Annotated in this window: 19 protein-coding genes; 13 read left to right on the forward strand and 6 right to left on the reverse strand. The window is 47.0% G+C overall.

Annotation, left to right across the window (positions count from 1 at the left end; translation table 11 throughout):
• Together crtB and QUA02_RS00160 are read right to left on the reverse strand one after the other, a co-directional pair.
• Positions 1 to 876 (reverse strand): cyanoexosortase B, encoded by an 876-nt coding sequence (gene crtB, locus QUA02_RS00155; RefSeq protein WP_333024353.1) that lies wholly within the window; start codon positions 874 to 876, stop codon positions 1 to 3.
• A gap of 149 nt (positions 877 to 1,025) precedes the next feature.
• Positions 1,026 to 2,165 (reverse strand): DegT/DnrJ/EryC1/StrS family aminotransferase, encoded by a 1,140-nt coding sequence (locus QUA02_RS00160; protein WP_333024354.1) that lies wholly within the window; start codon positions 2,163 to 2,165, stop codon positions 1,026 to 1,028.
• A gap of 202 nt (positions 2,166 to 2,367) precedes the next feature.
• Here QUA02_RS00160 and QUA02_RS00165 point away from each other — a divergent pair, with 202 nt between their 5' ends.
• Positions 2,368 to 3,426 carry an NADP(H)-dependent aldo-keto reductase gene (locus QUA02_RS00165; RefSeq protein WP_333024355.1) on the forward strand — a complete coding sequence of 353 codons (1,059 nt, stop codon included), beginning with the start codon at positions 2,368 to 2,370 and terminating at the stop codon, positions 3,424 to 3,426.
• Between the two features lie 586 nt (positions 3,427 to 4,012).
• Here QUA02_RS00165 and QUA02_RS00170 read toward each other — a convergent pair.
• On the reverse strand, positions 4,013 to 4,618 hold the full coding sequence (locus tag QUA02_RS00170) for a hypothetical protein (RefSeq protein ID WP_333024356.1): 606 nt from the start codon (positions 4,616 to 4,618) through the stop codon (positions 4,013 to 4,015).
• Positions 4,619 to 5,027: 409 nt separating this feature from the next.
• Between QUA02_RS00170 and QUA02_RS00175 the strand changes: the two genes are divergently transcribed.
• From QUA02_RS00175 to QUA02_RS00190, 4 genes are all read left to right on the forward strand, one after another.
• Positions 5,028 to 5,282: a hypothetical protein gene (locus tag QUA02_RS00175; RefSeq protein ID WP_333024358.1), complete on the forward strand. Its 255-nt coding sequence runs from the start codon at positions 5,028 to 5,030 to the stop codon at positions 5,280 to 5,282.
• Positions 5,283 to 5,395: 113 nt separating this feature from the next.
• A complete protein-coding gene (locus QUA02_RS00180; RefSeq protein ID WP_333024359.1) occupies positions 5,396 to 5,743 on the forward strand; it encodes a hypothetical protein in 348 nt (115 codons plus the stop codon).
• Positions 5,744 to 5,854: 111 nt separating this feature from the next.
• Positions 5,855 to 6,535, forward strand: a complete 681-nt coding sequence (locus QUA02_RS00185) for a DUF433 domain-containing protein (RefSeq protein ID WP_333024361.1) — start codon at positions 5,855 to 5,857, stop codon at positions 6,533 to 6,535.
• Positions 6,519 to 6,896: a type II toxin-antitoxin system PemK/MazF family toxin gene (locus QUA02_RS00190; RefSeq protein WP_333024362.1), complete on the forward strand. Its 378-nt coding sequence runs from the start codon at positions 6,519 to 6,521 to the stop codon at positions 6,894 to 6,896. Before QUA02_RS00185 ends, QUA02_RS00190 begins: the two co-directional genes overlap by 17 nt.
• Before the next feature lie 39 nt (positions 6,897 to 6,935).
• Here QUA02_RS00190 and QUA02_RS00195 read toward each other — a convergent pair whose 3' ends face one another.
• Both QUA02_RS00195 and uvrB read right to left on the reverse strand, forming a co-directional pair.
• A complete protein-coding gene (locus QUA02_RS00195) occupies positions 6,936 to 7,358 on the reverse strand; it encodes a DUF2281 domain-containing protein (RefSeq protein WP_333024363.1) in 423 nt (140 codons plus the stop codon).
• A gap of 180 nt (positions 7,359 to 7,538) precedes the next feature.
• Entirely contained in the window at positions 7,539 to 9,551 is a 2,013-nt protein-coding gene (uvrB, locus tag QUA02_RS00200) for an excinuclease ABC subunit UvrB (RefSeq protein WP_333024365.1), read from the reverse strand.
• A gap of 198 nt (positions 9,552 to 9,749) precedes the next feature.
• On the opposite strand from uvrB, the gene QUA02_RS00205 reads away from it, so the two are divergent.
• Positions 9,750 to 10,226, forward strand: coding sequence for a hypothetical protein (locus tag QUA02_RS00205; RefSeq protein WP_333024366.1), 477 nt, complete (start codon positions 9,750 to 9,752; stop codon positions 10,224 to 10,226).
• A gap of 107 nt (positions 10,227 to 10,333) precedes the next feature.
• Here QUA02_RS00205 and urtA read toward each other — a convergent pair whose 3' ends face one another.
• Entirely contained in the window at positions 10,334 to 13,258 is a 2,925-nt protein-coding gene (gene urtA / locus QUA02_RS00210) for an urea ABC transporter substrate-binding protein (RefSeq protein ID WP_333024368.1), read from the reverse strand.
• Between the two features lie 564 nt (positions 13,259 to 13,822).
• On the opposite strand from urtA, the gene QUA02_RS00215 reads away from it, so the two are divergent.
• The 7 genes from QUA02_RS00215 to QUA02_RS00245 all read left to right on the forward strand — a co-directional run bounded on the left by QUA02_RS00215 (position 13,823) and on the right by QUA02_RS00245 (position 24,794).
• Positions 13,823 to 14,029 (forward strand): hypothetical protein, encoded by a 207-nt coding sequence (locus QUA02_RS00215; protein WP_333024369.1) that lies wholly within the window; start codon positions 13,823 to 13,825, stop codon positions 14,027 to 14,029.
• A gap of 487 nt (positions 14,030 to 14,516) precedes the next feature.
• On the forward strand, positions 14,517 to 14,699 hold the full coding sequence (locus tag QUA02_RS00220; RefSeq protein WP_333024370.1) for a CsbD family protein: 183 nt from the start codon (positions 14,517 to 14,519) through the stop codon (positions 14,697 to 14,699).
• A 77-nt stretch (positions 14,700 to 14,776) separates the two neighbouring features.
• Positions 14,777 to 15,220, forward strand: coding sequence for a hypothetical protein (locus QUA02_RS00225; RefSeq protein ID WP_333024371.1), 444 nt, complete (start codon positions 14,777 to 14,779; stop codon positions 15,218 to 15,220).
• 116 nt (positions 15,221 to 15,336) lie between these two features.
• Entirely contained in the window at positions 15,337 to 15,849 is a 513-nt protein-coding gene (locus QUA02_RS00230; protein WP_333024372.1) for a hypothetical protein, read from the forward strand.
• A 298-nt stretch (positions 15,850 to 16,147) separates the two neighbouring features.
• Complete coding sequence (locus QUA02_RS00235) at positions 16,148 to 16,930, forward strand: DsbA family protein (protein WP_333024374.1); 783 nt, start codon at positions 16,148 to 16,150, stop codon at positions 16,928 to 16,930.
• A 314-nt stretch (positions 16,931 to 17,244) separates the two neighbouring features.
• Entirely contained in the window at positions 17,245 to 21,774 is a 4,530-nt protein-coding gene (locus QUA02_RS00240; protein WP_333024375.1) for a DUF4347 domain-containing protein, read from the forward strand.
• A 608-nt stretch (positions 21,775 to 22,382) separates the two neighbouring features.
• Positions 22,383 to 24,794 (forward strand): VIT domain-containing protein, encoded by a 2,412-nt coding sequence (locus QUA02_RS00245; protein WP_333024376.1) that lies wholly within the window; start codon positions 22,383 to 22,385, stop codon positions 24,792 to 24,794.
• Positions 24,795 to 24,851: the final 57 nt, after the last annotated feature.

Below are 24,851 nucleotides of genomic sequence, written 5' to 3' on the forward strand. Positions count from 1 at the left end.
CTAATTTACAGACTGGCTTGGGAAATACTTTTCCATCCCGTTGAGGATAAGTACCAATAAGCCTAGTATACAAGCAGAATACAAGTCTCCGCCCCATCCGGCGTGCAGCCAAGTAAAAAGCGTCTCTCTCTCTGTTCCGTGAAAGTAAGTTAGCAAAGTGTTGCGGAAAATGTTGGAAGCGATGCTAATGATAGATGTACTTGCTAAAAACAAAATGCTTCTTTTGCGAGAACTCCAAACTCCCGTCCAATCCAGCAGAATTAAGCTGACATAAAGACTGGTAAACAGCATTTTCAAGCCTGCACAGTGGGGAGCAACTTCTACAATGCGGTCGTTTACGTACAGATAAATTTGTTCCACTCTCACGTTGAGACCAACCTTAATTAATATTAAGCCTGATGTTTCAGCAATGAAGTGCTGCAACGGCAAGGCGTAGGGTTCTATGAGGTAAGGAATGTGGTTGGGCGAGGCCAGAAATACGAATAAAAGCGGCATCGCCTGCAATTTTAAGCCGGGAATTCCTTTTAAAGATAAGCAAATGCTGGTCAGCATTACTGGCAGGGATAAATTTACCAAATCGCTCAAGCGACTCAGATAAAAAAGCGTTGCTAGTACCAGCAAAAAGCCTCCCAAAGGATGCGGGGAGTTGGGCAAGCGGCGCCAGGACTTTCGGTTCATCCAAGCAATATAAGCCGCGTAGGGCAAACCAATAAGTCCGTGGCTGAAATATTCGTGTTCGATGCTGATACTTTTGTTGAACCAGCCGTCGTACCAGTTTACTAGCAGGGGGGCATACAGCAGCACTAGGAGTACCGTGATACCTTCCCCCAAGAGGTGTCGCTTTATAACAATGCGAATTCTGCGCTGGATGTGCATGGTTTGAGAAGTTTTGAGATTGCTGCGCTGGATTCGCCACGCTTTGCGGTTTTCAACTGTGAGTTAAAGATTTGTTAATTCCCCACAAAAACGCTTTTAGAACCGCACCTTACTGCTTGAAACACGTGCAGCATAACTTTTACGAACAATTAGCAATTCAATGATAGTTCGATCGCCCCAACAACTTGCTCGATCTGAGTATTGCTCAATCCGGGATACATTGGCAATGATAAAATCTGTTGGCACAGGGTTTCTGCGTGGGGGAAGTCGCCCCGATGGCCTAAGTTTTGGTAGGCGGGTTGCAGGTGACAAGGTACGGGATAGTGTATACCTGTTTGAATGCCGTTTTGGGCCAGTTTTTCCTGAAGGGTGTTGCGGTCGATCGAGCTTTCCTCAGTAATTTGGATAACATAGAGGTGATAAATGTGACCGCTGCTGCTGTGGTTGGCGATCGGTACAATGCCTTTGTGTTTCAGGGGTTCTAGTAGAGTATTGTAGTATTGGGCGGCGTCGGTGCGATCGCGATTCCATTTTTCTAAGTAAGGCAATTTAACATTGAGCACGGCAGCTTGCAAATTGTCGAGGCGGCTGTTGGTACCGATTTCTGTGTGCAAATATTTGCTGGGTGCTCCGTAATTGCGGAGAGTTCGCATTTTGTGTGCGAGCTCTGCATCATTAGTAATTAACATCCCGCCGTCGCCAAAAGAACCGAGGTTTTTGCTGGGATAAAAGCTGAATGCTGCTGCTTTGCCAATGGAGCCCGCGCGGTATCCTTCTCTTTCGGCTAAGTGCGCTTGGGCGGCATCTTCAAATACGATTAAATCGTGGCGATTCGCAAAATCTAAAAGCTGCCGGGGCGATACCATTTGACCGTAGAGGTGTACGGGGATAATTGCTTTAGTTTTTGAGGTAACTGCTGTTTCGGCTGCTGTGAGGTCAATCAGGGCGGTTTCCGGGTCACAATCTACAAGAATAGGTATAGCTTTGGCTTGGAGGACGGCGATTATGGTGGCGATAAAAGTGTTGGCGGGTATGAGAATTTCGTCGCCCGGATTAATGCCGCAAGCTTGGAGTCCCATAGCGATCGCATCTGTTCCGCAAGCCACTCCTACGCCGTATTTTACTCCAGAAGCTGCTGCAAATGCTGTTTCAAATTCCGTCAATGCTTGACCTAAAATAAAGTCTCCTTCCTGGATTATTTGTCCAATTGCTTCTGCTATTTGGGATTGGATTGGTTGGTGTTGCAGGGAGAGATTTACAAAGGGAATTTTGGGCTGACGGTTACTCATAAACTATCGGGCATAATTCTTTATATTAACATTTAAGGGCAAATAGCTTTTAAAATATTTTAACCGCAGAGGGCGCAGAGTAAAAGAGGGCGCAGAGTAAAAGAGGGAAAAGGGAGATTTTTTACAAAATAGCTGCGCTTCACGTACTTTTTTTATTCAGCAACTAAATCTTTTTTTGCCGCTAATATAGAATCAGATCATTTTGCAGCAAGCAATCGAAATCATGGAATACAAAAAACTCGGCGACAGCGACTTATCAGTATCTGAAATTTGTTTGGGTACGATGACTTACGGCCAGCAGAACACCGTTGCAGAAGCGGCCCAACAGCTCGATTTTGCGATCGCCAGAGGCATCAACTTTATCGATACGGCAGAAATGTATCCTGTCCCTGGAAAACCGGAAACTCAGGGTAGAACAGAGGAATATATCGGCGAATGGTTGGCGAAACAGCAGCGGGATAAAGTCATTATAGCGACTAAAGTGGCGGGCAGAAGCACTCGATTAAAGTGGATTCGGGAAGGGAAAAATCAGATCGATCGCCCAAATGTCGAAAAAGCCCTGAATGACAGCCTGAAGCGCCTGCAAACTGACTACATCGACCTCTATCAGATCCACTGGCCCGATCGCTACGTGCCGCTATTTGGCGCGCCGGATTACGACATCGCCCAAGAACACGAAACCGTACCGATTCTCGAACAGTTAGAGGTATTTGCTGACTTGATTAAAGCTGGCAAAATCCGCTATTTGGGTTTGAGTAACGAGACGCCTTGGGGAGTTTGCGAGTTTTGTGCATTGGCGGAAAAACACGGCTTGCCGAAAGTTGTTTCGATTCAGAATGCTTTCAGTTTAAGCAATCGGACATTTCACCTAAATTTAGCAGAAACTTGCCGCTTTAAGAATGTGGGATTGATGGCTTACAGTCCTTTGGGATTTGGAATTTTAACGGGCAAATACTTGAATGGAATCCCGGAAAATTCGCGGCTGGCTTTATTTGCTGGTTTTGGTCAGCGTTACGATAAAACTAATCTGAATGATGCGGTAAAAGCGTATATTGAGATTGCTCAAAAACACGGTTTGAGTCCGGCGCAGATGGCTTTGGCGTATGTGCGATCGCGCTGGTTTGTGACTAGCACAATTATCGGTGCAACAAGCCTCGAACAGTTGGAGGAAAATATCGGTAGTTTGGAGGTGAATTTGGATAAGGATATCGTAGCGGAAATCAATGCGGTGCACGCTAAGTATCCGAATCCAACACCGTAAGTTTATTAGTAGGTTGGGTTGAGGTAAAGAACCCTACGTTTCACTTCGCCCAACTTACCACTTTAATATGCGAAAATTACATAAATAGAACTTACGCACTCCGCCAAAGAAACCGGGTTTTTTACTGCATCTGCGGGCTGTTACGAAGTATTAGCCCAAAAAACCCGGTTTCTGAGTTCTCCTGCGTAACTCCTATTTGAGGAAGTTTGAAACTTCTGGTTAGGAAAAGGTTTTTGAATGCGATCGCACTCACGTATTAGATGTGCTGAGAGGTTTTCTTTAGGAAGTGATGCAGCTAGCTGTAGATAAGGGTTACATCACGCTGGAAGAGAAGGAGGAGTTTATTCGTCCGGCTTTTGCTAGCAGTACGGATGCTGTGGTGTTGAGTAAGTAGTTGGTTTTGGTGGTGTTTTGGGCGATCGCACCTAACTCTTAATTTATCCCCTCACATTTACCCCTAATTATTACCCCTAAACTAAGGGTGTTAAGGACGATCGCACCTAACTCTTAATTTATCCTACGAATATTTTAACCGCAGATGATGTACGGGCGAGACGCCCGTACCACGGTTTAGCTTGTTGGCATTTTACTCTTCTTCTGAGTCCTCAACTTTAGACTCTTTGGCTTTCTGTCGAATCTGCTTGAGTTCTTCTTTTGGTTTCCAGTTGCTTTTGGGAGTTAGTCTGTACACGTCAGTACGTCCCTTACGCTGTTCCTTTAGTATTAAACCCGCATCACACAGAGTTTTTAGGGCATATTGGGCTTTTCTGACGCTCATATGACAGATTTCTGCTGTTTTCTTCAGTTTAGCGAAACACTCACCTGTGAGTTTTCCGCCTGTCCTGCGAACTACATGGGCATAGAGTCGGAATTCATAGGGGTCTAAGCCGTACTCATCAAGGTCAGAATGGACAACTGGCAAGGGTTGTAAGTCATTTTTATAATTTTTATTTGTGGGTGGCTGGGGCTCTTGAAAAGAGTCATCAACAGTTTCTGGGATTGTTTTTTTGATTAGCAACTCATCCGAGTCTTCCCCCTCATCTTGGTTGCTTTTCTCTGTAAACATATTTTTTGGGAACACATTTTTAAGATATTCCACATTTTCTGGGTCTATTTGTTTTATTGGCAACTGATCCGAGTCTCTCCCGTCATCTGGGTGATTTTTATCGACCGACATATGTTTTAAGTGCATAAGTACAAGTGCATTAAGTGCATATCATAGCATATGTATTTGATGCGTAGCTAGTATGCACTTAATGCGTAAGCTTGGTTATTATATTATAGAGTTTTTTTTAAGGATCTACAATGGTATCTACGATAATGGGAATACCTTTGCGATCATGCACCTAACTTTTAAGTTTGCTGCCAACTTCGGCACGAAGTTGCAAATTTAGATAAAAGGTGTTAGAGTTTTAAAATAGAAAACAAAGCAAAAGCGTCCTCAACACTTCTCAGGTGTAAGGACGCTAAGTCTCAACACTTCTCAGGTGTAAGGACTTTCTAATGTTTTCTATTTTTCGTAATATCGAATCCTAGAGTGGCTGCGCTGGTGTGCATCAGGTCACTTGAAAGATTCTCTTGTTCTTTAAACAGTCAAAAACATGATAACACAAAATCCGCTGTTGCTACTAGACAAGCTGTCTAAGCATCCTCGTGGTTTGGAGCTAGCTTATCTGGTTTATCAGCTCCATCAAGATGGTCAAAAACAGACACAGCCAGAGTCTCGGCTTGTGGCGCTCGCCTTGAACCTAGCCAAGCGTCAAGGTATAAAAGACAGACCATACTTCAAAGGTATGGCTAATGACGAGATTCGCGGGTGGATTGCTCAGCACTCTCCCAAGCAGGAAATTAACTGAGAACAAAATAGCCTAGACAGCAGCCAGTCAGCTTACTGGCTGGCTTAGCTGTATCTAATCTACTTGTTGCAATTGCGAGTATCAATCCACCCAACACTTAGTCAAAGAAGCTAATGGCTAACATCCTAATTTCTGAAAACAGACAACTCATTGAGCAACTTGAAATAGCACTCTCTACTCAAGCAAACTTGTACCGCATTCTGCTTGAAAAAATGGAAGCAAAGGACAAAACTATCGAATTGCTTCAAATTGAGAATCAACAAATTAAAGGTAAACTGAGCTACCTAGACCATGAAAATCTCGAACTGCAACAGGAGCGAGATGAGTTACAAGATGAAAACCTTGAACTACAACAAAAGGTAGATTCATTGGAGGATCGGAACCTGGAACTGCGACAACGAGTAGATCCCTGTTCGCCAGATGGTCTTTCGATTGAAGACTCTTTTGATGACGAATATTAAACAGGGATGTAGGTAAATTCATCAAAAGTACGATCGCCCTTTCCATCCATAAAATAAAAGAATGGTCAAAGGCGATCGCACTTCACCCTAAAATCTTTCTCAACTAAACCCATGAGTACAATTCGCTTACAACTAGCCGAATACTTGAAATGTCGAGGTTTCACCCCCGAAAACTTAGTCGAAGCTGTGGGCGAAACACTCAATCCTGAAACCGTATACCAACTGATCGAAAAAGCAGAAAAGCTCAACCATCTAGACTTATCCGTCTTAGCCGCCATTATAGATGGCTTGAGCAAACTCAATGGTTTTCCAGTTGGTATCGCAGAAGTGCTAATATTTTTTCCTGACATTTCCGAGGAAGCATTGGCAAAATCGCCTTGGCGTCAACTTTACCTCGTCGATAATGAAATTCCCCCCTATGATTGGGGAGATGTAGACCCCCTCGAAGGCACAAAGCCTGTGCGTTTTATTCCGGGAGTTGGAATGGTAATTCTGGACAATGAAAGTGCAACCAATAGCAAAGAAGATATCCAGCAATTTACTAGAATTACTTCCGATTCAGAATTCATGGCGGGAAAACCTTGCATTCGCAACTTACCCATAACTGTTGAAACTATCATCTCAATGATAGCGTCTCACTATTCTACAGCAGAAATACGCCAAACTTATCCAGAACTTGAAGAAGAAGACTTTAAAGAAGTTATAGCCTATGCTGCGTGGCGCATTCAAGAAACAAACCCGATCGGCATTGGCAATAAAAACGTAGAGAAAATTTGTGAGTCAGCTACCTAATTTTTTGCAGGTGAGGGCTGTAGTGTTAGTTAACTTCCCGGCTCAAATTCCCCCCGGTCGCGAACAGGAAAACACTCGACCTGCCGTAATTGTAGCTTTGCCAAATGTCACAGGAATAACGCGGTTTTCGCTGGTAATAGTCGTTCCCTTGACGACACAACAAGGAGATTGGGCGGCACGAAACTCAACGCTATATCCGCAGCTTCAGGCTGGAATGGGAAACATACGCTATGACTCTACAGTGTTGCTGGATCAAATACGTGCTGTGGACATAAAGCGTGTTTTGGGCTACCGAGGAGATTTAACCGCAGAAGAGTATCAGCCGATCGCAAATGGACTAAAAGCGATGTTTGGCTTTTGAATTATCCCTTCATTACCTAAACGTTTATCGCGCAGATGCTTAATACGATTCCCTACGGGATAGCTTCGCTTCACGCACTTTTTGCTGTTTTTCCTGCAAAAACTCCGCAAAATCGCAGACTTCAGCCACTAACTCGTCAGGTAAATTATTTAAAACCGACAGTAAACGCTCTCGAACTCCCATAAGTTCGCTGGCAGATTTTACTAATTGCAACTGATGCGGATAAACTGTTTCAACACCAATCGTTTCCATAAATGCGCCCGGTTCATCCTGAGTTGCAGGCACAAAATCCCCGCCAACTTCTGCTTTCACCCATCCGCCAAATAATTCTACTAAATAAGCTTCACCGTTCTTGAAAACCTCAACAATTGTCCCGGCTGTTTGTGGCGGTGCAATCTCGCCATCAGCGAGGGCGACTCCTTCGGTTAAAGTCACTGCATCCAATAACTGAAATTTGCTCATTGCTGTCTCCCAAAGAAATCAGGACACGGCAGTGCCGTGTCCCTACAATTAATAGGGCGATAGTTACATCTCTGATTGAGGAAGATTGATTATTTTCGGGTAGGGAAATGGCACTGCCGTGTCCTCCGTTGTTTCTAATCGAAGGTAATGCGATCGAACATCATATCCTCCCACTCTTCCTTAATGTCCCAATAGCTTATCGCGCAAATGCTTGATTCGATCGCGCAATTTACCCGCCTCCTCAAACTCCAACTTCTTCGCCGCCGCCTTCATCTGCGCTTCCAACCGCCCGATTAACTGAGGAATCTCATCCAAAGATAACTCGTTTACCTGTTCGTAAACCTCCTCCAACTGCTGAGAATTCAGCTTGCGCGACACATCCAAAAATGCCAAAATCGCATTACTCGATCGCTTTTTGGCGATCGGCTGCGGCGTAATCCCGTGCATCTTATTGTACGCTAGCTGAATCCCCCGGCGTCGATCGGTTTCGTCGATCGCCTTAACCATACTATCCGTCAAATTATCCGCGTACAAAATAGCCTGTCCCTGAACGTGCCGCGCCGCCCTTCCAATCGTTTGAATCAACGAACGTCCCGATCGCAAAAACCCCTCTTTATCCGCATCCAAAATTACCACCAGCGAAACTTCCGGCAAATCCAAACCTTCCCGCAGCAAGTTAACGCCAATCAATACATCAAACTTACCATCCTGCAAATCTTGGATAATTTCGATGCGTTGAATCGACTGAATTTCCGAGTGCAAATACCGAACTCTAATCGCCCTTTCCTGCAAATATTCGGTTAAATCTTCTGCCATCCGCTTGGTTAAAGTCGTCACCAAAACTCGCTCGTCCCGAGTTACTCTATCCTTGATTTCCCCCAACAAATCATCAATTTGTCCCTCCGTCGGGCGCACGAAAATCGTCGGATCGACTACTGCCGTCGGGCGGATCACCTGTTCGGCAACTCTTCCTTCAGAAATCTCAATTTCCCAATCCCCAGGCGTAGCAGAAACAAAGATGCACTGATTCTCTTTTGCCCAGAATTCCTCTGCTTTTAAAGGGCGGTTATCTGCCGCGCTGGGCAAGCGAAAACCGTGTTCGATCAATACTCTTTTGCGCGCTTGGTCGCCGTTGTACATTCCCCTAATTTGCGGCACTGTGACGTGAGATTCATCTATCACCAACATCCAATCTTTCGGGAAATAATCAATTAAACATTCTGGCGGTTCCCCGGCATTTCTCCCTGCTAAATGCCGCGAATAATTCTCGACTCCGTTGCAGTAACCTACCTCGCGCAGCATTTCCAAATCGTAGCGGGTGCGCTGTTCTATCCGCTGAGCTTCTAATAGTTTACCCTCTTTTTCAAATTCTGCCAGTCGGTCTTCTAATTCGAGTTCTATTCCTTGGCAAGCAGCTTCTAATTTATCTTCTGCCGTGACAAAGTGGCGCGCTGGATAAATATTTAAAGCGGTTGTACTTTGCAGGATTTTACCGGTTACGGGGTCAACGTAGCGTATGGCATCAATTTCATCCCCGAAGAATTCAACCCGAATAATTCTATCTTCGTAAGCGGGGCCAATTTCCAAAACATCGCCTTTGACGCGAAATTTGCCTCTGCCTAAATCTATGTCGTTGCGGCTGTATTGGACGTTAACTAAATCTCGCAATATTTGCCGCTGGTTGACTTCCATTCCTACTTGCAAAGGAATAGCAGCTTTCAGGTATTCTGCGGGCATTCCCAAACCGTAGATGCAGCTAATTGAAGCAACTACAATTACGTCGCGGCGTTCAAAGAGCGATCGCGTTGCTGAGTGCCGCAGCATATCTATCTCGTCGTTAATTGCTGCCGTTTTCTCAATGAAAGTATCGGTGACGGCGATGTATGCTTCAGGTTGGTAGTAGTCGTAATAACTGACAAAGTATTCGACTGCATTGTTCGGGAAAAAATTTCGCAGTTCGTTGCACAGTTGGGCTGCCAGGGTTTTATTGTGTGCTAGGACTAAAGTGGGTCTGCCGATTTTTTCAATCACCGAGGCAATGGAGAAGGTTTTACCCGTACCTGTGGCACCGAGTAAGGTTTGAAATCGATCGCCCGCTTGGATGCCTTTGACGAGTTGCTCGATCGCTAGCGGTTGGTCGCCTGTGGGCTTGAAGGGCGCTTGCAATTGAAAAGATGCTGCCGCAGTTACCATAGGAAAATGTAGCTATTACTAATAAATTTTAACAAAAATCCGATGACTCTGCAATTTAGTTAATCAATTGGTTAGAGTTTATAATATTATTTTAACATCGATCGAAATAGAAAGCAGAAAGCCCAGAAAAAAAGCTTGGACAGTCCGAGGCTTTCCGAACCCAGCAATCAAAGCCCAATAATCAAGAGGAAAAAAATTATGAGTCTCAGCCCCAAAGATAAAGGCAATGCGATCGCCCGCCGCGGCAAAGCAAGTTCCAAAAACCAAGCGACAGCAGCCGCAGAGGCAAAATCAGCGGGAATTCAACTTTATCAGCCGCAACACCTGCATGACAACCGCCCCGTCGGCCCAGACGATTTTACCATCAGCGAGACCGTCTCGATATCGGGGAATCGCCCGATCGGCACCAGCACCCTGCACATCAGCGAAACCTACGGCATTGTAGCCAATCGCCCGGTGGAATCCAGCGACTTGGAAGTGGTGGGGACAGTGGGAAGACGCCCGATCGGCTCTAGCGCCATGCAAGTCAGCGAAATGTTCAGTATGTCCGGTGCCCGCCCTATTGGCGTCAGCCTTCTGCACATTGATGAAGTTTACTCCACAATGGGAGGAAACCGCCCCATTGCCTCAAACGAAATTGACGATAGCTCGACCTTAATGGGATTCTTAGATTAAGTTGTTAGTTGTTAGTTGTTAGTTGTTAGTTGTTGTTATTTCTTGGTTTTATCTGCCACTAACAACCAATAATTAATAACTAATAATTAATAACTAATAACTAATAACTAATCTCTCGATCGCTGATATTTGCTCAATAAAGCAGCAAAGCGCTTGTAATCCAAAGGCTTCCCCAAATACTCCGCCGCTCCCAATTCCAAACCCTGATTTTTGTCGTCCAAAAAAGTCAACATAATCACCGGAATATCAGCCAAATCCGGATCGGCTTTCAACGCCGACAGCACCGCCCAGCCGTTCATACTCGGCATCATCACGTCCAGAGTAATCGCATCCGGCAGCAACTCAGACGCCAACTGAAGCCCCGCTTGACCGCTAGCCGACGATCGCACCCGAAATCCCTGTTTCGACAAGCAGCGGGTGATTAAATCCCGTGCATCCGGGTCATCGTCAATCACCAGCACAGTAGCAGCATCGGGCAGATCCAGCGGTTGCGATCGCACTTCTTTTTGCTTCGCTTCTGTCGCCGCTGCACCCGTTTCTAACTCCAGGGAAGACTCGGCCTGCATTTCTGCGATTTCTCGATCGGGCGCAACTTCTTTCTCGCTTTTAACCGCAACCGGCAACCGGATCGTAAAACTAGAACCGCAATCAAACCCGCTCTCAACCGTAATGTCCCCGCCCATCATCTGGCAAAACTTCCGGCTAATTGTCAGCCCCAAACCGGTGCCGCCGTACCTGCGGGTAGTCGAATTGTCCGCTTGGGCGAAAGCTCCGAACAGCCTCGACACCTGATCCTCAGTCATGCCGATGCCGGTATCGGTGACTTGAAACACGATCGAAGGATTTGGACACCGAGAACGAACTGCCGGGAGTTCTTCGGAATTGTCGATCGGCAAAACTTCCCCTTCTTCCTTCCAAACATTAATCGTAATTTTGCCTCGATCGGTAAACTTAGCAGCATTGCTCGCCAAATTCAACAGCGCTTGCCGCAGCTTCGACGAATCGGAGTATATCGTGCCAATATTGCGATCGCAATTGACGATCAAAGTGTTGCCATTTTTCCCTAGCATGGGTTGAACAGTAGTGACAACCTGCTCGATCAAATTCAACACCTCAAAAGTCTCCAAGAAAAGAGTCATCTTTCCTGCTTCAATTTTAGAAATATCCAGGATGTCACTAATAATGTTGAGCAACTGCTTGCCTGCCATATTAATGCTTGCCAAATCCATCACAAACTCTTCTTCGCCGAGTTCGATCGCCTCTTCTTGCAGCAGCTCGCTGTAGCCGATAATCGCATTCAAGGGCGTCCGCAACTCGTGAGTCATATTTGCCAAAAATGTGCTTTTCGCCCGGTTGGCAGCTTCCGCAGCATTCTTAGCGACTTCCAATTCGCCCGATCGTTCCTCTAGCTGCCGCTGCCGCACTTCCAAACCGTTGAGCAAACTGCTAATTTGCTGAGCCATTGTATTGAGAGTAGAAGATAGCACCCCGATCGCGTCATTAGAAACAACAGGCGATCGAGCCGTCAAATCACCGCTCGCCATCATGGACGCAGTTTTCCGCAGCAAGCCGAGATTCCGAATAATTGCCGACACCGACACAAAAGCCACTATCCCCGCGATCGAACTCAAAACCAAAGCCCCCAGCAGCCAGTGCTGAGTGCGGCTCGCCACAAAGAGAGTTTGCTGCACCAGCACCCCCATTGCTGCCTCGGGAACCCCCGCCGGAGCCGAGGCAGCCTCTATTGCCAGCAAATAGTTCTTCATTTCCACAGCACCAATCCACCCGACTCCCACCGCCATCCAAGTTATCAGTACCAAGATGACAAACAGCCCGATCAAAGAAGCCCGAGTTCCCACAGAAATATGCCTCGGAGCAAATGCCGCCGCCCAAGGATAGGCTTTTAGAAAAGGATCTGGCTGTACCGGTGCGCCCGAATTCCAAATCTCCTCAATTTGACCGTCCGACTTCACCTTGCCAATCCGCACTGTTTTCCAGGTATGCTGCGTTTGGGTATCTATTTTGACCTTGCCCGAAGGCGCTGCAAACTCCATATTTTTAGCAGCCGCCCTGACTTTCACCACATCTGTAGAACCAGCTTTTTCTACTGCTTGCTTCCACAGGTAAACGCCGAAATAAGCCGCTTCGATCGGGTCATCCGTGACTCGATTTTCCCCGTATCGGGCTTTATAAGCCTTGACAAATTTCCGATTTTCCGGTGTATCAACCGTTTGAAAATAGTTCCAAACCACCAAATGTCCGGCAATATTTTCTGGCCCGATCGCCCGCACTTCTTCTTCTGCTACGCTGACCGACATCACCGGCAAATCCTGCGGTTTCAAGCCAGCTTCCCGCCACTTTTGGAAAAAAGCCACATTGCTGTCGCCGTTGAGAGTGTTGAGAATAGCATCCGGTTTCACTGCTAAGATATGTGCGATCGCCTCGTCAACTTCCTTAGAACCCAGCGGCAAATACACTTCCCCCGCCAACTCTCCCCCCAGTGCCGCCAATTGAGCTTTCACAATCAGATTTGCCGTGCGGGGAAAGATATAATCCGAACCCAACAGAAAAATTTTCCGCTTCCCCTGTGCCAGCAAGTAATTCACCCCAGGCACAATCTGTTGGTTCGGGGCAGCACCAGTGTAGAAAATATTCGGAGACTGTTCTAGCCCTTCATACTGCACCGGATAAAACAGCAACCCGCTGCCGTGCTCCAAAGCCGGCAGTACAGCCTTGCGGCTCGCCGAAGTCCAACAGCCAAATACCACCGCCACCTGCGTTTCTAGGAGCAATTGCCTAGCTTTTTGAGCAAAAGTCTGCAAATCGCTGGCTCCATCTTCTATAACCGCTTCCAAGGGGCGTCCGAGCACCCCGGACGCCGCATTAATTTCCTCAACAGCCAACAGCGTCGCGTCTTTCACAGAAATTTCGCTGATGGACATCGTGCCCGTCAGCGAATGCAACACGCCTATTTTGATCGGCTCACGAGTCGAACCGGCTGCTTCGAGGGGGTTACTGCTGCTTGCTCCCATAGGGTTTTAGATACTTTTTACTAATAACAGAAATTTTAGTTCAATCCTGTCGGAAGTTAGCCTCGATGCTAACTCTTGTTTAGCAGATTACTTAAGCCGATCGCCACAAAACAGGGGAATTGCTGTACCCTGTGGATTTTAACGGTCAAACTCTCAGCATAGACTTAAGTCTGCACTAACCTGTCCCCTATTTCTCTCTTCATCTTTTACGGATGTCGAAAGAGCCTCATCCAACAACATTTGCCACTTAATGCGCGCGCCGCAGAAAATTCTCCCCATCCCCCGCCCTCCCCGCTCCTCCCATCTCCCCAACTCATTCACGGGATAGCCTTGTGAGTCATCAAGAATTTCACGCACTCACGCACTCATCCCTTTCCCATATCTTTCTTCCGGCAGATGGAAGTCTCCCTAATTTCTCTTAATGTAAAGTTACAAACTATTAGCCAGTCCCTATCTATCTTCAGGCAGAGGGAAGGCTTCGTTATTGGCCTTATTATAAGTATGAGGTTAGCTTCTAACTAGCCTTGTTAAAAATAAATTTAACCAACAATAGGGTCAAGACAAATGAGTATTGAAGAAAACGCGACCCACCCTGGCAGCGAAAATCAAGTAACGCTACCAAAATCAAGGGAAAAATTGCTCGGAGAGGAAACAGAAAAAGCCCTCGGCCAGCAGAAACAAGAAAATGCTCAAACTATGCGCGCTGTCGAACAGTTGAAAGAAGAACTTCAGCACAAAATAGATACAGAATGTCCTCAGAAGGTAGATTAAAACTCATAGCGATTTTTGTAGGGTGTGGGTAAGATGCGGTCTTGCCCACACTCGCCTTTTGAAGGCACAAAGCAGAATTCAATAAAAACATTATAATTTTCAATTTTTTTGGGTTTAAAAAAATTGTCTTGGACGCACGGGTGACCATCGACGAGTTTTTTCACAGAAATACTTCATTGCAGCCCGCTGAAACTGTAAAAATCCGGTAAGTATCAAAGTCGCAGTTTATCCCGGACTGAAAAAAAACTATTCCCTATTCCCTATTCCCTATTCCCTATTCCCTATTCCTTGTTCTTATTCCCAATCTCCGTTAAATCCGTTAAATCGGTTGCCATCTTCCCTATTCCCGACCTCCGTTAAATCTGTCAAACAATCTGTTGCCGAACTTTCTTCTTTCTTCCTACAGGTAGAGTGCAACGTAGCTCCTTGTTACCTATGATGAGTTTAAGTAAAAAACGTCAAATTAGATACAGATAGGGAGAAACCAATGAGCACTGAAGATAGAGCAAAGGCAACTGGCAAAAACATCGAAGGCGCTGCTCAAGAAGCCCTAGGCAATATTACTGGCGACCCGAAGGATAAAGCAGAAGGCAAAGCCAAGCAGGCACAAGCTGAAGCTGGTCACGCGGTCGAAGATGTAAAAGATGAGCTCAAAAAGAAACTAGACTGAGCCTAATACCAATTGAGAGGCTCTAGAAACCCGATCCTCTCAAGGATTCAAATTGTTTCGTGAACGGAGGAAAAAAGGTGAGTTTATTGCAGCAGAGTCGCAAAATAATTGCGGGCATACTCTTAGTATTAATGCTGGCGGTTACTACTGCCTGCGCGCCCAGCGTTTCAGCCCAACAACCGACTAATGTACCTGTAGCAGTTGGTGGCAGTCAGGGTTATTACGCGCAGCTAGAACGCGGCAATACCGCGGCAGGTCAAGATTTTGGTCAATGGGTAACAAAGACGGCTAAGGGTCTGGTTCAGGATGCTTACGTGCGCGACAATAACAAATTGGGAGTTGTAATTACCCCGCAAGTGAACCCTAAAGAAGTGAAAGATTTGGCCAAATCTTTAGCCCAAGGTTTTCACCGCAATTTCCCAAGTCAGGATGTAAGTGTTTTGGTTTATGCTCCTGACAAAAAACTGATTTTGACGGCTAAGTACGACCAGCAATCAAATCAGATTGAATACAAGTCTTGACCTGGTTAGCAAGCTTTAATAATAGCCGCGCGGCGGTTTTATATTCCGCAGTTTTTTGAAGGCGAAACAATCTCAAGTATAGACAAAACTGTTGTGTAGATTGGAAGAGAGTTATCATGAGTAGCAGCGATAGTTACAAAAGTCAAATCATGAGCGATTTGGCAAAGGGGGATAAAGAAATGATGCCGGAGACAACCGGTGAAGAGTACGAAAATTTTGACGATTTTGCTCAGAGAACTTCGCCGGATCAGCGCAAACAATTATTCGGCCGTTCTCTTAATCACGACTCGCTACCGCCGGCGCAGTTGGAACCGGAATTGCAAAAGGCGATCGCCCAAATTAAGCCGAACGAACGCGACGATGTAGCGCGGGAATTCTTCAAGCAGTTGGATAAGAGAGGATTGGACGATCGCCAATTGGAAAAGCAGCTAGGACTTTCTACCCACCACGCCAGCCGCATGAATGCTGACGATGTTACCAAGCTGGCCTCGTTTACCTATCACAATCACCCGGATATTTTCCGAGACGTGCTGGCCGAACAGCCGAGTTTGATGAAGTTTTTGGGAAATCCAATTGTGGCGGGTATTGTGGGAATAGTTGCTGCTAAATGGCTCAACAACCGCAAATAATCGAGCAAACACTTGCACTCTTGACTGCAAATCTTGTTAATTACAATTATATCAATTCCGGCTGCGCCGGAATGATATAGAGGACACGGCAGTGCCGTTTCCCTACCGCGATTAATTGTAGGGACACGGCACTGCCGTGTCCTAATTTCGGGTAAAATTAATTCCGATGCAACCGGAATTAATTTTACTAATTATTCATCACATATAAAAAGAGCTGCACAGCACTCAACAGCGGTACACCTGACACTCCGCAAAATTAAATGTAGGATTAAGTGTTGCCGTGTATGAGAAATAAAAGATGAACCTATCCACTATTTGGCGAAAACTCCGCAGCCAGCAAGCCTTCTGCTTTGCTGCACTCCTCGCAGGTTGCCTGGTATTTATCGGTTGTTCCCCCGCCCAGTCAGCCGGTGGTAATCCAGTCGATCCCAAGTTGAAAGAGCAAGTCTTGCAGGTTATCCGCGAAAACCCGCAAGCAATTTTAGAGTCTGTACAAGCGTACCAGCAACAGCAGCAGCAGTCTCTCAAAGCAGCGCAGCAGTCATTTTTGCAGTCCATGAAAACTAATCCCAAATCTTCGATCGGGGATTCTCCCAGCACGGGTTCAGCTTCGCAGCAGATTGTACTTTTAGAATTCTCTGACTTTCAATGTCCGTTTTGCGCGCGCGCTCACGATACTGTCAAGCAGTTTATGGCAAAACACCAGGACAAAGTTACTTTAGCTTACAAGCATTTTCCCTTGACTTCAATTCACCCTCAAGCGCTGCCAGCAGCTAAAGCAGCTTGGGCGGCCCAGCAGCAGGGCAAATTCTGGGAATATTACAGCGCTTTGTTTGAAAACCAGAAAGAGTTAGGCGAGCCATTGTACGGATCGATCGCCCAAAAACTCAATCTAAAATTAGATAAATTCAACACCGATCGCAACAGCCCCGCCGCCGAAGCCGCCATTGCCAAAGACGTGCAACTCGCTCAACAACTCGGCATTGAAGGCACTCCATTCTTTATTATGAACGGCAAAACGTTCTCCGGGGCGATCGAGCTTGCTGAAATGGAAAGCATTCTCGCTAGTATCTCCAAATAAGTAAGCCCACCTGAAAAAACAGAACCCCCAGATCCCCGATTTCTTAAAGAAGTCGGGGATCGAATGCGCGATCGGGTCGATCGCTATATTTACTGACTAATTTCTAAGATTGGGAACAAATTTGCTCTCGGTGTTGTCTTAGTAAGACTCTAAGCTGCTTATGATTTAAGCATTATATCTTGCCTTTTACAAGCTTTCCCAAACCTAGCTAGTGGATTCAAATGATTATTTGTCAATACTAATTTGAATTCTTTTGGCAAGACGCTCGCCGCTTTTAAGCTCCATTTCCCTTGCATCTACGAGGAAAATCGATCATGGAAAAAATTACGCAAATAGTTGTCATTGACCCAACCGTTGAAGATTATCAAAGCCTTGCACCAAGCGCCGAACCAAGGAAAGAGATATTTATACTCGATCGGGCGGGGGATGGAGTCGAGCAAATTACAGAGTTATTAGCTAGCTACACCGATATTTCCGCCGTTCACATTGTTTCTCACGGCGGGCCTGGAAATTTGCAACTGGGGTCAATTCAGCTAAATTCTGACAACCTAGACGAATATGGCGATCGACTTGAGCAGTGGAAAAAGGCCTTAGCCCCTAACGCCGATATCCTCCTGTACGGTTGCAACGTGGCGGCAGAAATCGCCCCACCGATAGCGGGGCGATCGTTCTTGCAACGCCTCAATCAACTCACAGGTGCAGACATCGCCGCTTCCAAAAACCTGACAGGAAGTGCTGCATTAGGCGGTGACTGGAATTTAGAAGTAACAATTGGTTCGATTGAGACCGCTTTGGCATTCACCCAAGAGGCGATCGCAAGTTACGATCGCGTTTTACCCACCATCAACGTCACCACCACTACCGACGAAGATAATGGAAATTTGGTCGGACTTATCTCTTTGCGCGAAGCCATTCGTTACTCCGCGGCTGGCGACAGCATCATTCTGCCTGTTGGCAACTATAACCTAGCGATCGCGGGGACAGGCGAAAACTTAGGTGCTACAGGCGACCTCGACATCACTAAAAACCTCACCATTACAGGCGCAAGTCAAGCCACAACAACAATTAACGCCGCTACAATCGATCGCGCCTTCCACGTCACAGCCGCAGGCATCACCTTCAATATCTCCGCTTTATCAATTAAAAATGGTAACGCTAACGCTGCTGGTGACGATCAAGGTGGCGGCATCTTTAACAACGGCGGCACAGTTAATGTTAACAACGTCACTTTCGACACTAACGTAGCAGGTAACAGCGGCGGCAGCATCAGAAACAACGGTGGAACCGTAACTGTCACCAACAGCACCTTTACTACAAACACGGCCCAGAGTGGCGGCGCTATTTTTAGCGATAATAGCGGCACGGTGACAGTCAGCAACAGCACCTTCACTAGCAACAAAGCAACCGGATTTGGTGGCGGTGCGATCAGAAACCAAGAGACGATGACAGTCATTAACAGCAGCTTCACCAACAACGAAGTGACAGGCCAAGGCGGCGGCGCAATTTATACAGAGGGAAGTCTAGATATTTCTGGCAGCACTTTCTCCGGTAATAAAGCCAGCAACCCCACTGTTTTTTACGGTGGCGGTGCCATTTACGACGGCAGCACGTTAAACACAAACATCGCTAACAGCACTTTTTCTGGCAACACAGCAAACGCTGAAGGAGGTGCCATTTTCAAACCCGGTGGCGGCACATTAACTATTAACAATAGCACGATCGCTAGCAACACCGCCGATCTCGATAACAACAACCAAGCTAACGACAATGGCGGCGGAATCTTCAGGCAAGGCGGCACAGTTAACGTCAAAAATACCATCATCGCTGGCAACATTGATAACACAGCAGTACCCGGAACCATACATCCCGACGTTTCTGGGCAATTCGTCAGCCAAGGCAATAACTTAATTGGTAACAACACTGGCAGTACAGGGTTTACCAATGGCACGAATAACGATAAAGTAGGCACTGCTGGCAGCCAGATCGATCCATTACTTGATGCTTTAGCTAATAACGGCGGCCTCACGTTTACTCGCGCCTTACTCTCAGGTAGTCCAGCATTCAACGCAGGCAACAACACTGGTGTTTCAACTAACGATCAACGAGGTGCTGGTTTTGCCCGCATCGGCAACGGCATCGTTGACATTGGTGCTTATGAATATCCCGACATTCTAGTTAACTTTGGTGCTCCCACTTTCTCAGGTACAGAAGGAATTGCTGCTAATACTGTTACTATCCCAGTCACTCTCAGCGCTACTCCCCTTGCCAATGTCACCGTACCATTAGTTAACACAGGTACGGCTACCCAAGGCGCAGGTTCTGACTACACTTTTACCCCTGGCTCTATCACTTTTAATGCTGGTAGCAGTGGTGCAGCCCTTACCCAAAATCTCACTGTTACTATCAATCCTGATGACATCCCAGAAAATGATGAAACAGCCGTTTTCAACTTCGGTACTATTATTAATGCCGTTGCTGGAACTACTAACCAAACTACCCTAACTATACCCGCCAACGACCCGATTTCTTATGCGATCGCACTCACAAATCCAGCGACAGGTTCCTTAATTGAAGGCAACTCCGGCACTAAACCCGTCACTTTCACCGTCACTCGCAGCGGCGGCACGGGGGTAGCGAGTACAGTAAATTATGCGATCGCTGGTACCGCGAGCAACGGCGCAGACTACAATAATATCAATGCTGCTGGGGCTACTAGCGCCACAGGGACGATCGCCTTTGCCGCCAACGAAACAACTAAAACTATTGCTGTGGATGTCTTGGGCGAAAGCGCAGTTGAACCTGACGAGACAATTACCGTCACCCTCAGCAACCCAAATTTGACCGCAGCGCCGGAAAGTTCGACTGTCACCACCAGCACCGCCACTGCTACGATCGCCAATGATGATATTCCTAGTATCTCGATCGGTGATGTAGTTGTTACCGAGGGCAATACGGGTACTGCTAGCGCCACCTTTACCGCCACTCTCTCAGCAGCTTCTAGCTTGCCCGTCACCGTCAATTACGCCACGTCAGACGGTACTGCTAACACTGCTGATAGCGATTACGCGGCGGCCGCAGGCAGCGTCACCTTCAATGCCGGGGAAACGACTAAAACCATTACTGTTGCTGTCAACGGCGATTCTAAGTTTGAAACTGACGAAACATTTAACGTCAACCTCAGCACCGCTGTCAATGCGACTATTACTAAAGCGACGGGCATAGGTACGATCGCAAATGACGACTTGGAGTCACCAAGTCCGACGCCAACTCCAACTCCGACGCCAACTCCAACTCCGACTCCAACTCCGACTCCAACTCCAACTCCGACTCCAACTCCAACTCCGACGCCAACTCCAACTCCGACGCCAACTCCAACTCCGACAACAACTCCGACTCCGACGCCAACTCCAACTCCAACTCCGACAACAACTCCAACTCCAACTCCAACTCCGACAACAACTCCGACTCCGACGCCAACTCCAACACCAACTCCAACTCCAACTCCAACTCCAACTCCAACACCGACAACAACTCCGACTCCGACGCCAACTCCGACGCCAACTCCAACCCCAACACCGACACCGACAACAACTCCAACCCCAACTCCGACAACAACTCCGACTCCAACGGAAACGCCAACTCCGACAACAACTCCGACTCCAATTCCGACTCCGACTCCGACAACAACTCCAACTCCAACCCCAGAAACTCAAGACGAAGATTGCATTTGCAAGCAGATAACCTTTCCCAGCCAGACTGCTATTCGCGGCCCCAACCAAACAAATAGCACCACCAACGGTACAGAAAGCGACGACTTTCTGGAGGGTTCGATTACCAATGACAATATCAACGGCTTAAATGGTAACGACTTGGAGATTGGCTTCACTGGCAATGACAATATTTATGGCGGATATTACCTCGGCATTAATCTAGGAAATATAACCATTCTTCCCTCTGCCCAAGATAGCGACGTGCTGTTTGGCAATGAGGGCGATGACTACCTCAACGGGGGTGCTAAAGATGATTTAATTTTTGCGGGCGAGAATGAAGATGTTGCTTACGGTGGCAAAGATGACGACATAATTTTTGGAGACAAACAGAGCGATACTTTAATTGGCGATGAGGGTAACGACACATTATACGGTGGTACTCTTAACCCTTTAAACATTGATTCTACAGGTCGCGATTTGCTATTTGGCTTCAGTGGCGATGATTACCTGAACGGGCAAGAAGCCGAAGATTCCCTTTCTGGCGGTAATGGAAACGATACAGTGCGTGGCGGCAAGGGTGATGATTTGGCCCTAGGAGACTTGGGCAACGACGTGCTGTTTGGGAATGAGGGCAGCGATACTCTCTGTGGTGGCGAGGGAGAAGATACTATGTACGGGGATATTGGCAGCCGTCTGGCGATCGGCTCCGCTGGCGGTCAAGACCAGATGTGTGGTGATTTGGGCAACGATTTGTTGTTTGGCAATCAAGGTCAGGATACCGTCAACGGTGATGCTGGAAACGATACTCTTTATGGCGGCAAGGATGAAGACAGTTTACTGGGTAGTGCTGGGGACGATTGGTTATTTGGAGATGAGGGGAATGATACTTTGATTGGAGGTACTGGGGACGATCGATTTATCTTAGGTATCGACAGCGGCCGCGAGACTATTTTAGACTTTCAAGATGGTCGCGATGCGATCGGCTTGACAGGCGGTTTAAGTTTCTCGCAACTGAGCATTACTGTAGAAAATAATTCTACTTCGATCCGAGTTACCAGTTCCGGTCAACTGTTAGCAACTCTCAGCAATGTGTCAACAGGGCTGATTAATGTTGCAGATTTTGTAGCGGTCTAAATCGATACCCCTGGGGACACGGCAATGCCGTGTCCTTTTGCTCGATCGTATACAAAAAATCGGCTCTCCTGGATCTATGGTGATAACTCGATCTAAGAACTGGTAATAGGTAATGGGTAATGGGTTAGTCATTTGGAGCCAATTACCTATTACCTATTAACCATTACCCTGTAACACAGGATACATTTTCCCAGCTCACTATGAGATCCAAAAAGGGGACTTTGACCCTCTTGCTCCCCTCTTTTTAAGGGGTACTGGGGGGTTCTAAGACGCAAGAAAACACGCTCTAGAGAACCCAAAAACCAGGTTTATGCGTCAATATTTCTCGAAAAAAGCGACAATTTTTCCCAAAAACCGATTTTTTTGCATAATTCCTGTTCTCTAAGCCGATTATTTAATAGGACAGATCGATACCAACTGGAATCTGTTGTTTTTCTCGTTCGTTCCCGCTTCCCTTTCTAATCTTTATCCAAAGCAAACAAAACAAAATAAAATAAAATAAAATAAAATCAAGCGCTGAAACCCAAACGAAATCGCTACAGTCAAGGCAGTCGAGACGATGCGTGTTGCAGTTCCTTTTGATGTATCATTTATGGAGGACTACTTTTATGCCATCCTTGAAATCTCCACCCGAGCGAACCAGTGGATTATACGTGGGTTCCCCAGAGGGAGAACAACTTATTTTTCCCCTGAAACATACAGAAGTCCGAGCAAAAATCGCCGGAAATTTATCGCGAGTTGAAGTCTCGCAGCAATTTGAAAATCCTTTCACCAAGCCATTAGAAGCCGTCTATATTTTCCCGCTACCGGAGGAAGCAGCGGTAGATGAGATGGAAATTAAAATTGGCGATCGCACCATTAAAGGCAGCATCAAAAAACGTGAAGAAGCCCAACAAATTTACGAAAAAGCCAAACAAGAAGGGCGGACTGCGGGTTTGCTGGAACAGGAGCGAGATAATATTTTCACCCAGTCCCTCGCCAACATCAAACCGGGTGAATCAATCGATGTCACGATTCGCTACACTGACAGTTTGAAATTTTTAGCTGGCGATTACGAATTCATTTTTCCGATGGTTGTCGGGCCGCGATATATTCCCGGTACGCCGCTGGATGAAACGGCTGCTAGCGGTAGCGCCCCAGCCCCAATGACAGTCAATTCGTCTACCGATATTGTCCCCGATGCGTCGCGCCTGAATGCCCCGATTTTGCCACCGGGAATGCGATCGGGACACGATATCGCCGTGACGCTGGAAATTGAGGCGGGCATACCGATTCGTAATGTCAATTCCCCATCCCACCAACTGGAAATAGAATATTTAGACTCCCCCCAAACTTCCTTAGCAAGCGAGCAGAAAAATGGGCTAACGGTGCGCGTTCAATTGGGGAATCAAGATACAATTCCCAACAAAGATTTGATTGTTCGCTATCAAGTTGCGGGTCGAGAAACTCAATCGACGGTATTAACTCATTCGGACGATCGCGGCGGGCATTTTGCAGTTTACTTGATTCCGGCGATCGAGTACAAAACCGATGAAATTGTGCCGAAAGATGTCGTTTTTTTAGTCGATACTTCCGGTTCGCAATCCGGTGCGCCTTTGCAGCAATGTCAGGCATTGTTGCGACAATTTATTAACGGATTGAATCCAGCGGATACTTTCTCGATTCTGGATTTTTCCGACAAAGTGCGACAACTGTCAAAACAACCGCTACCGAATACAGCAGAAAATCGACAACAGGCGATCGAATATATCAACAAACTGCGCGCTGACAATAGTACGGAAATGTTGGGCGGGATTCGGGCGGCGATCGATTTTCCCGCACCATCCGGGCGCTTGCGCACTGTGGTATTCCTCAGCGACGGTTACATCGGCAACGAAAACCAAGTTCTCGCCGAAGTGCAGCAACATCTCAAATCGGGGAATCGCCTGTACAGCTTCGGTGCGGGGAGTTCCGTCAATCGCTTTTTGCTCGATCGCATTGCGGAAATCGGGCGGGGAATCTCGCGGATCATCCGGCACGACGAACCAGTTAATGAATTTGTGGAAAAGTTCTTCCGGCAAATCAACAATCCGGTGTTAGTAAATCTGGAAATTACTTGGCAGGGAGAGGGCGAAAATCCGGTAATTTATCCGTCAGTTGCGCCGGATTTATTTGCCGAACAACCGCTGGTTCTGTTTGGGAAAAAGGGCGATCGCGAAGCTGGAACGCTTCATATTAAAGGGGTTAGCGCAGGCGGACACCAGTACGTCCAAACCTACCGACTCGACTTTACAGATCCTGGAAATCCGGCAGTTGCCCAGCTTTGGGGGCGGCACCGCATCAAAGATTTGATGAATCAGATGGTGCAGTACGAAACCAAGGTGGGCGTGGAAACAGTGACAGAAACGGCGCTAACCTATCAGCTTCTGTCGCAGTACACGGCTTTTGTGGCTGTCAGCGATGATGTGCGCGTCGAACCGGGTACGGAATCGATCGCGATGAACGTGCCGGTAGAAATGCCGGAAGCGGTGGAATATGGAGGTGTATTTGGTGGCACGCACTTTATGGCGCAGGAAATGATGGTTCGAGGTTCTGCACCTGTTGCAAGGTTTATGGAATGTTTTTGCCTTGCTGAAGAAGAAGAACCTGAAGAATTAGTGCGCGGCATCACATTTAACCGCATGGAGGAACGGAAGTATCAATTGTCCGCACCCGCCGCAGCCAGTGCCCCGATCGCACCGGCCAGCCCGCGCGGCACATCACCTGTAGAAGTCGTTAGCGCGACGGGGTTGGATGAAGAGGCGCGTGATAGTTTAAACGAACACTTGGAAACTTTGACTGTGCCACCGGGTACAAACGGCGAATTGGTGTTAGAAATTGTCTTCGGTAAGGTGCGCGCCAGCCGCATAGTTGTGGATGCTGATGCTTCGACTTTGGCGGATGTGGAGTTGCTGAAAACTATCAAAAAATGCCTCTTTAGCTGGCGCATTCCTCACTTTATTGGGGATACAGTGCGCCTGACGTTGCGGGTGCGATCGTAAAACAGCTTGAGTTGCACAACAATCCGGGCGATACTTTTGCTCGATCGATAACTCTTG

Origin of the sequence: Microcoleus pseudofavosus SVA1_A4 (genome assembly GCF_036700565.1) — a bacterium.
In the GTDB taxonomy this organism is placed as follows: domain Bacteria; phylum Cyanobacteriota; class Cyanobacteriia; order Cyanobacteriales; family Microcoleaceae; genus Microcoleus.

What these genes read in the sequence shown, in the direction of transcription:
- crtB (WP_333024353.1), bottom strand. Translation starts at nt 876, where the DNA reads ATGCACATCCAGCGCAGAATTCGCATTGTTATAAAGCGACACCTCTTG.
- QUA02_RS00160 (WP_333024354.1), bottom strand. Translation starts at nt 2,165, where the DNA reads ATGAGTAACCGTCAGCCCAAAATTCCCTTTGTAAATCTCTCCCTGCAA.
- QUA02_RS00170 (WP_333024356.1), bottom strand. Translation starts at nt 4,618, where the DNA reads ATGCACTTAAAACATATGTCGGTCGATAAAAATCACCCAGATGACGGG.
- QUA02_RS00175 (WP_333024358.1), top strand. Translation starts at nt 5,028, where the DNA reads ATGATAACACAAAATCCGCTGTTGCTACTAGACAAGCTGTCTAAGCAT.
- QUA02_RS00180 (WP_333024359.1), top strand. Translation starts at nt 5,396, where the DNA reads ATGGCTAACATCCTAATTTCTGAAAACAGACAACTCATTGAGCAACTT.
- QUA02_RS00185 (WP_333024361.1), top strand. Translation starts at nt 5,855, where the DNA reads ATGAGTACAATTCGCTTACAACTAGCCGAATACTTGAAATGTCGAGGT.
- QUA02_RS00195 (WP_333024363.1), bottom strand. Translation starts at nt 7,358, where the DNA reads ATGAGCAAATTTCAGTTATTGGATGCAGTGACTTTAACCGAAGGAGTC.
- uvrB (WP_333024365.1), bottom strand. Translation starts at nt 9,551, where the DNA reads ATGGTAACTGCGGCAGCATCTTTTCAATTGCAAGCGCCCTTCAAGCCC.
- QUA02_RS00205 (WP_333024366.1), top strand. Translation starts at nt 9,750, where the DNA reads ATGAGTCTCAGCCCCAAAGATAAAGGCAATGCGATCGCCCGCCGCGGC.
- urtA (WP_333024368.1), bottom strand. Translation starts at nt 13,258, where the DNA reads ATGGGAGCAAGCAGCAGTAACCCCCTCGAAGCAGCCGGTTCGACTCGT.
- QUA02_RS00215 (WP_333024369.1), top strand. Translation starts at nt 13,823, where the DNA reads ATGAGTATTGAAGAAAACGCGACCCACCCTGGCAGCGAAAATCAAGTA.
- QUA02_RS00220 (WP_333024370.1), top strand. Translation starts at nt 14,517, where the DNA reads ATGAGCACTGAAGATAGAGCAAAGGCAACTGGCAAAAACATCGAAGGC.
- QUA02_RS00230 (WP_333024372.1), top strand. Translation starts at nt 15,337, where the DNA reads ATGAGTAGCAGCGATAGTTACAAAAGTCAAATCATGAGCGATTTGGCA.
- QUA02_RS00235 (WP_333024374.1), top strand. Translation starts at nt 16,148, where the DNA reads ATGAACCTATCCACTATTTGGCGAAAACTCCGCAGCCAGCAAGCCTTC.
- QUA02_RS00240 (WP_333024375.1), top strand. Translation starts at nt 17,245, where the DNA reads ATGGAAAAAATTACGCAAATAGTTGTCATTGACCCAACCGTTGAAGAT.
- QUA02_RS00245 (WP_333024376.1), top strand. Translation starts at nt 22,383, where the DNA reads ATGCCATCCTTGAAATCTCCACCCGAGCGAACCAGTGGATTATACGTG.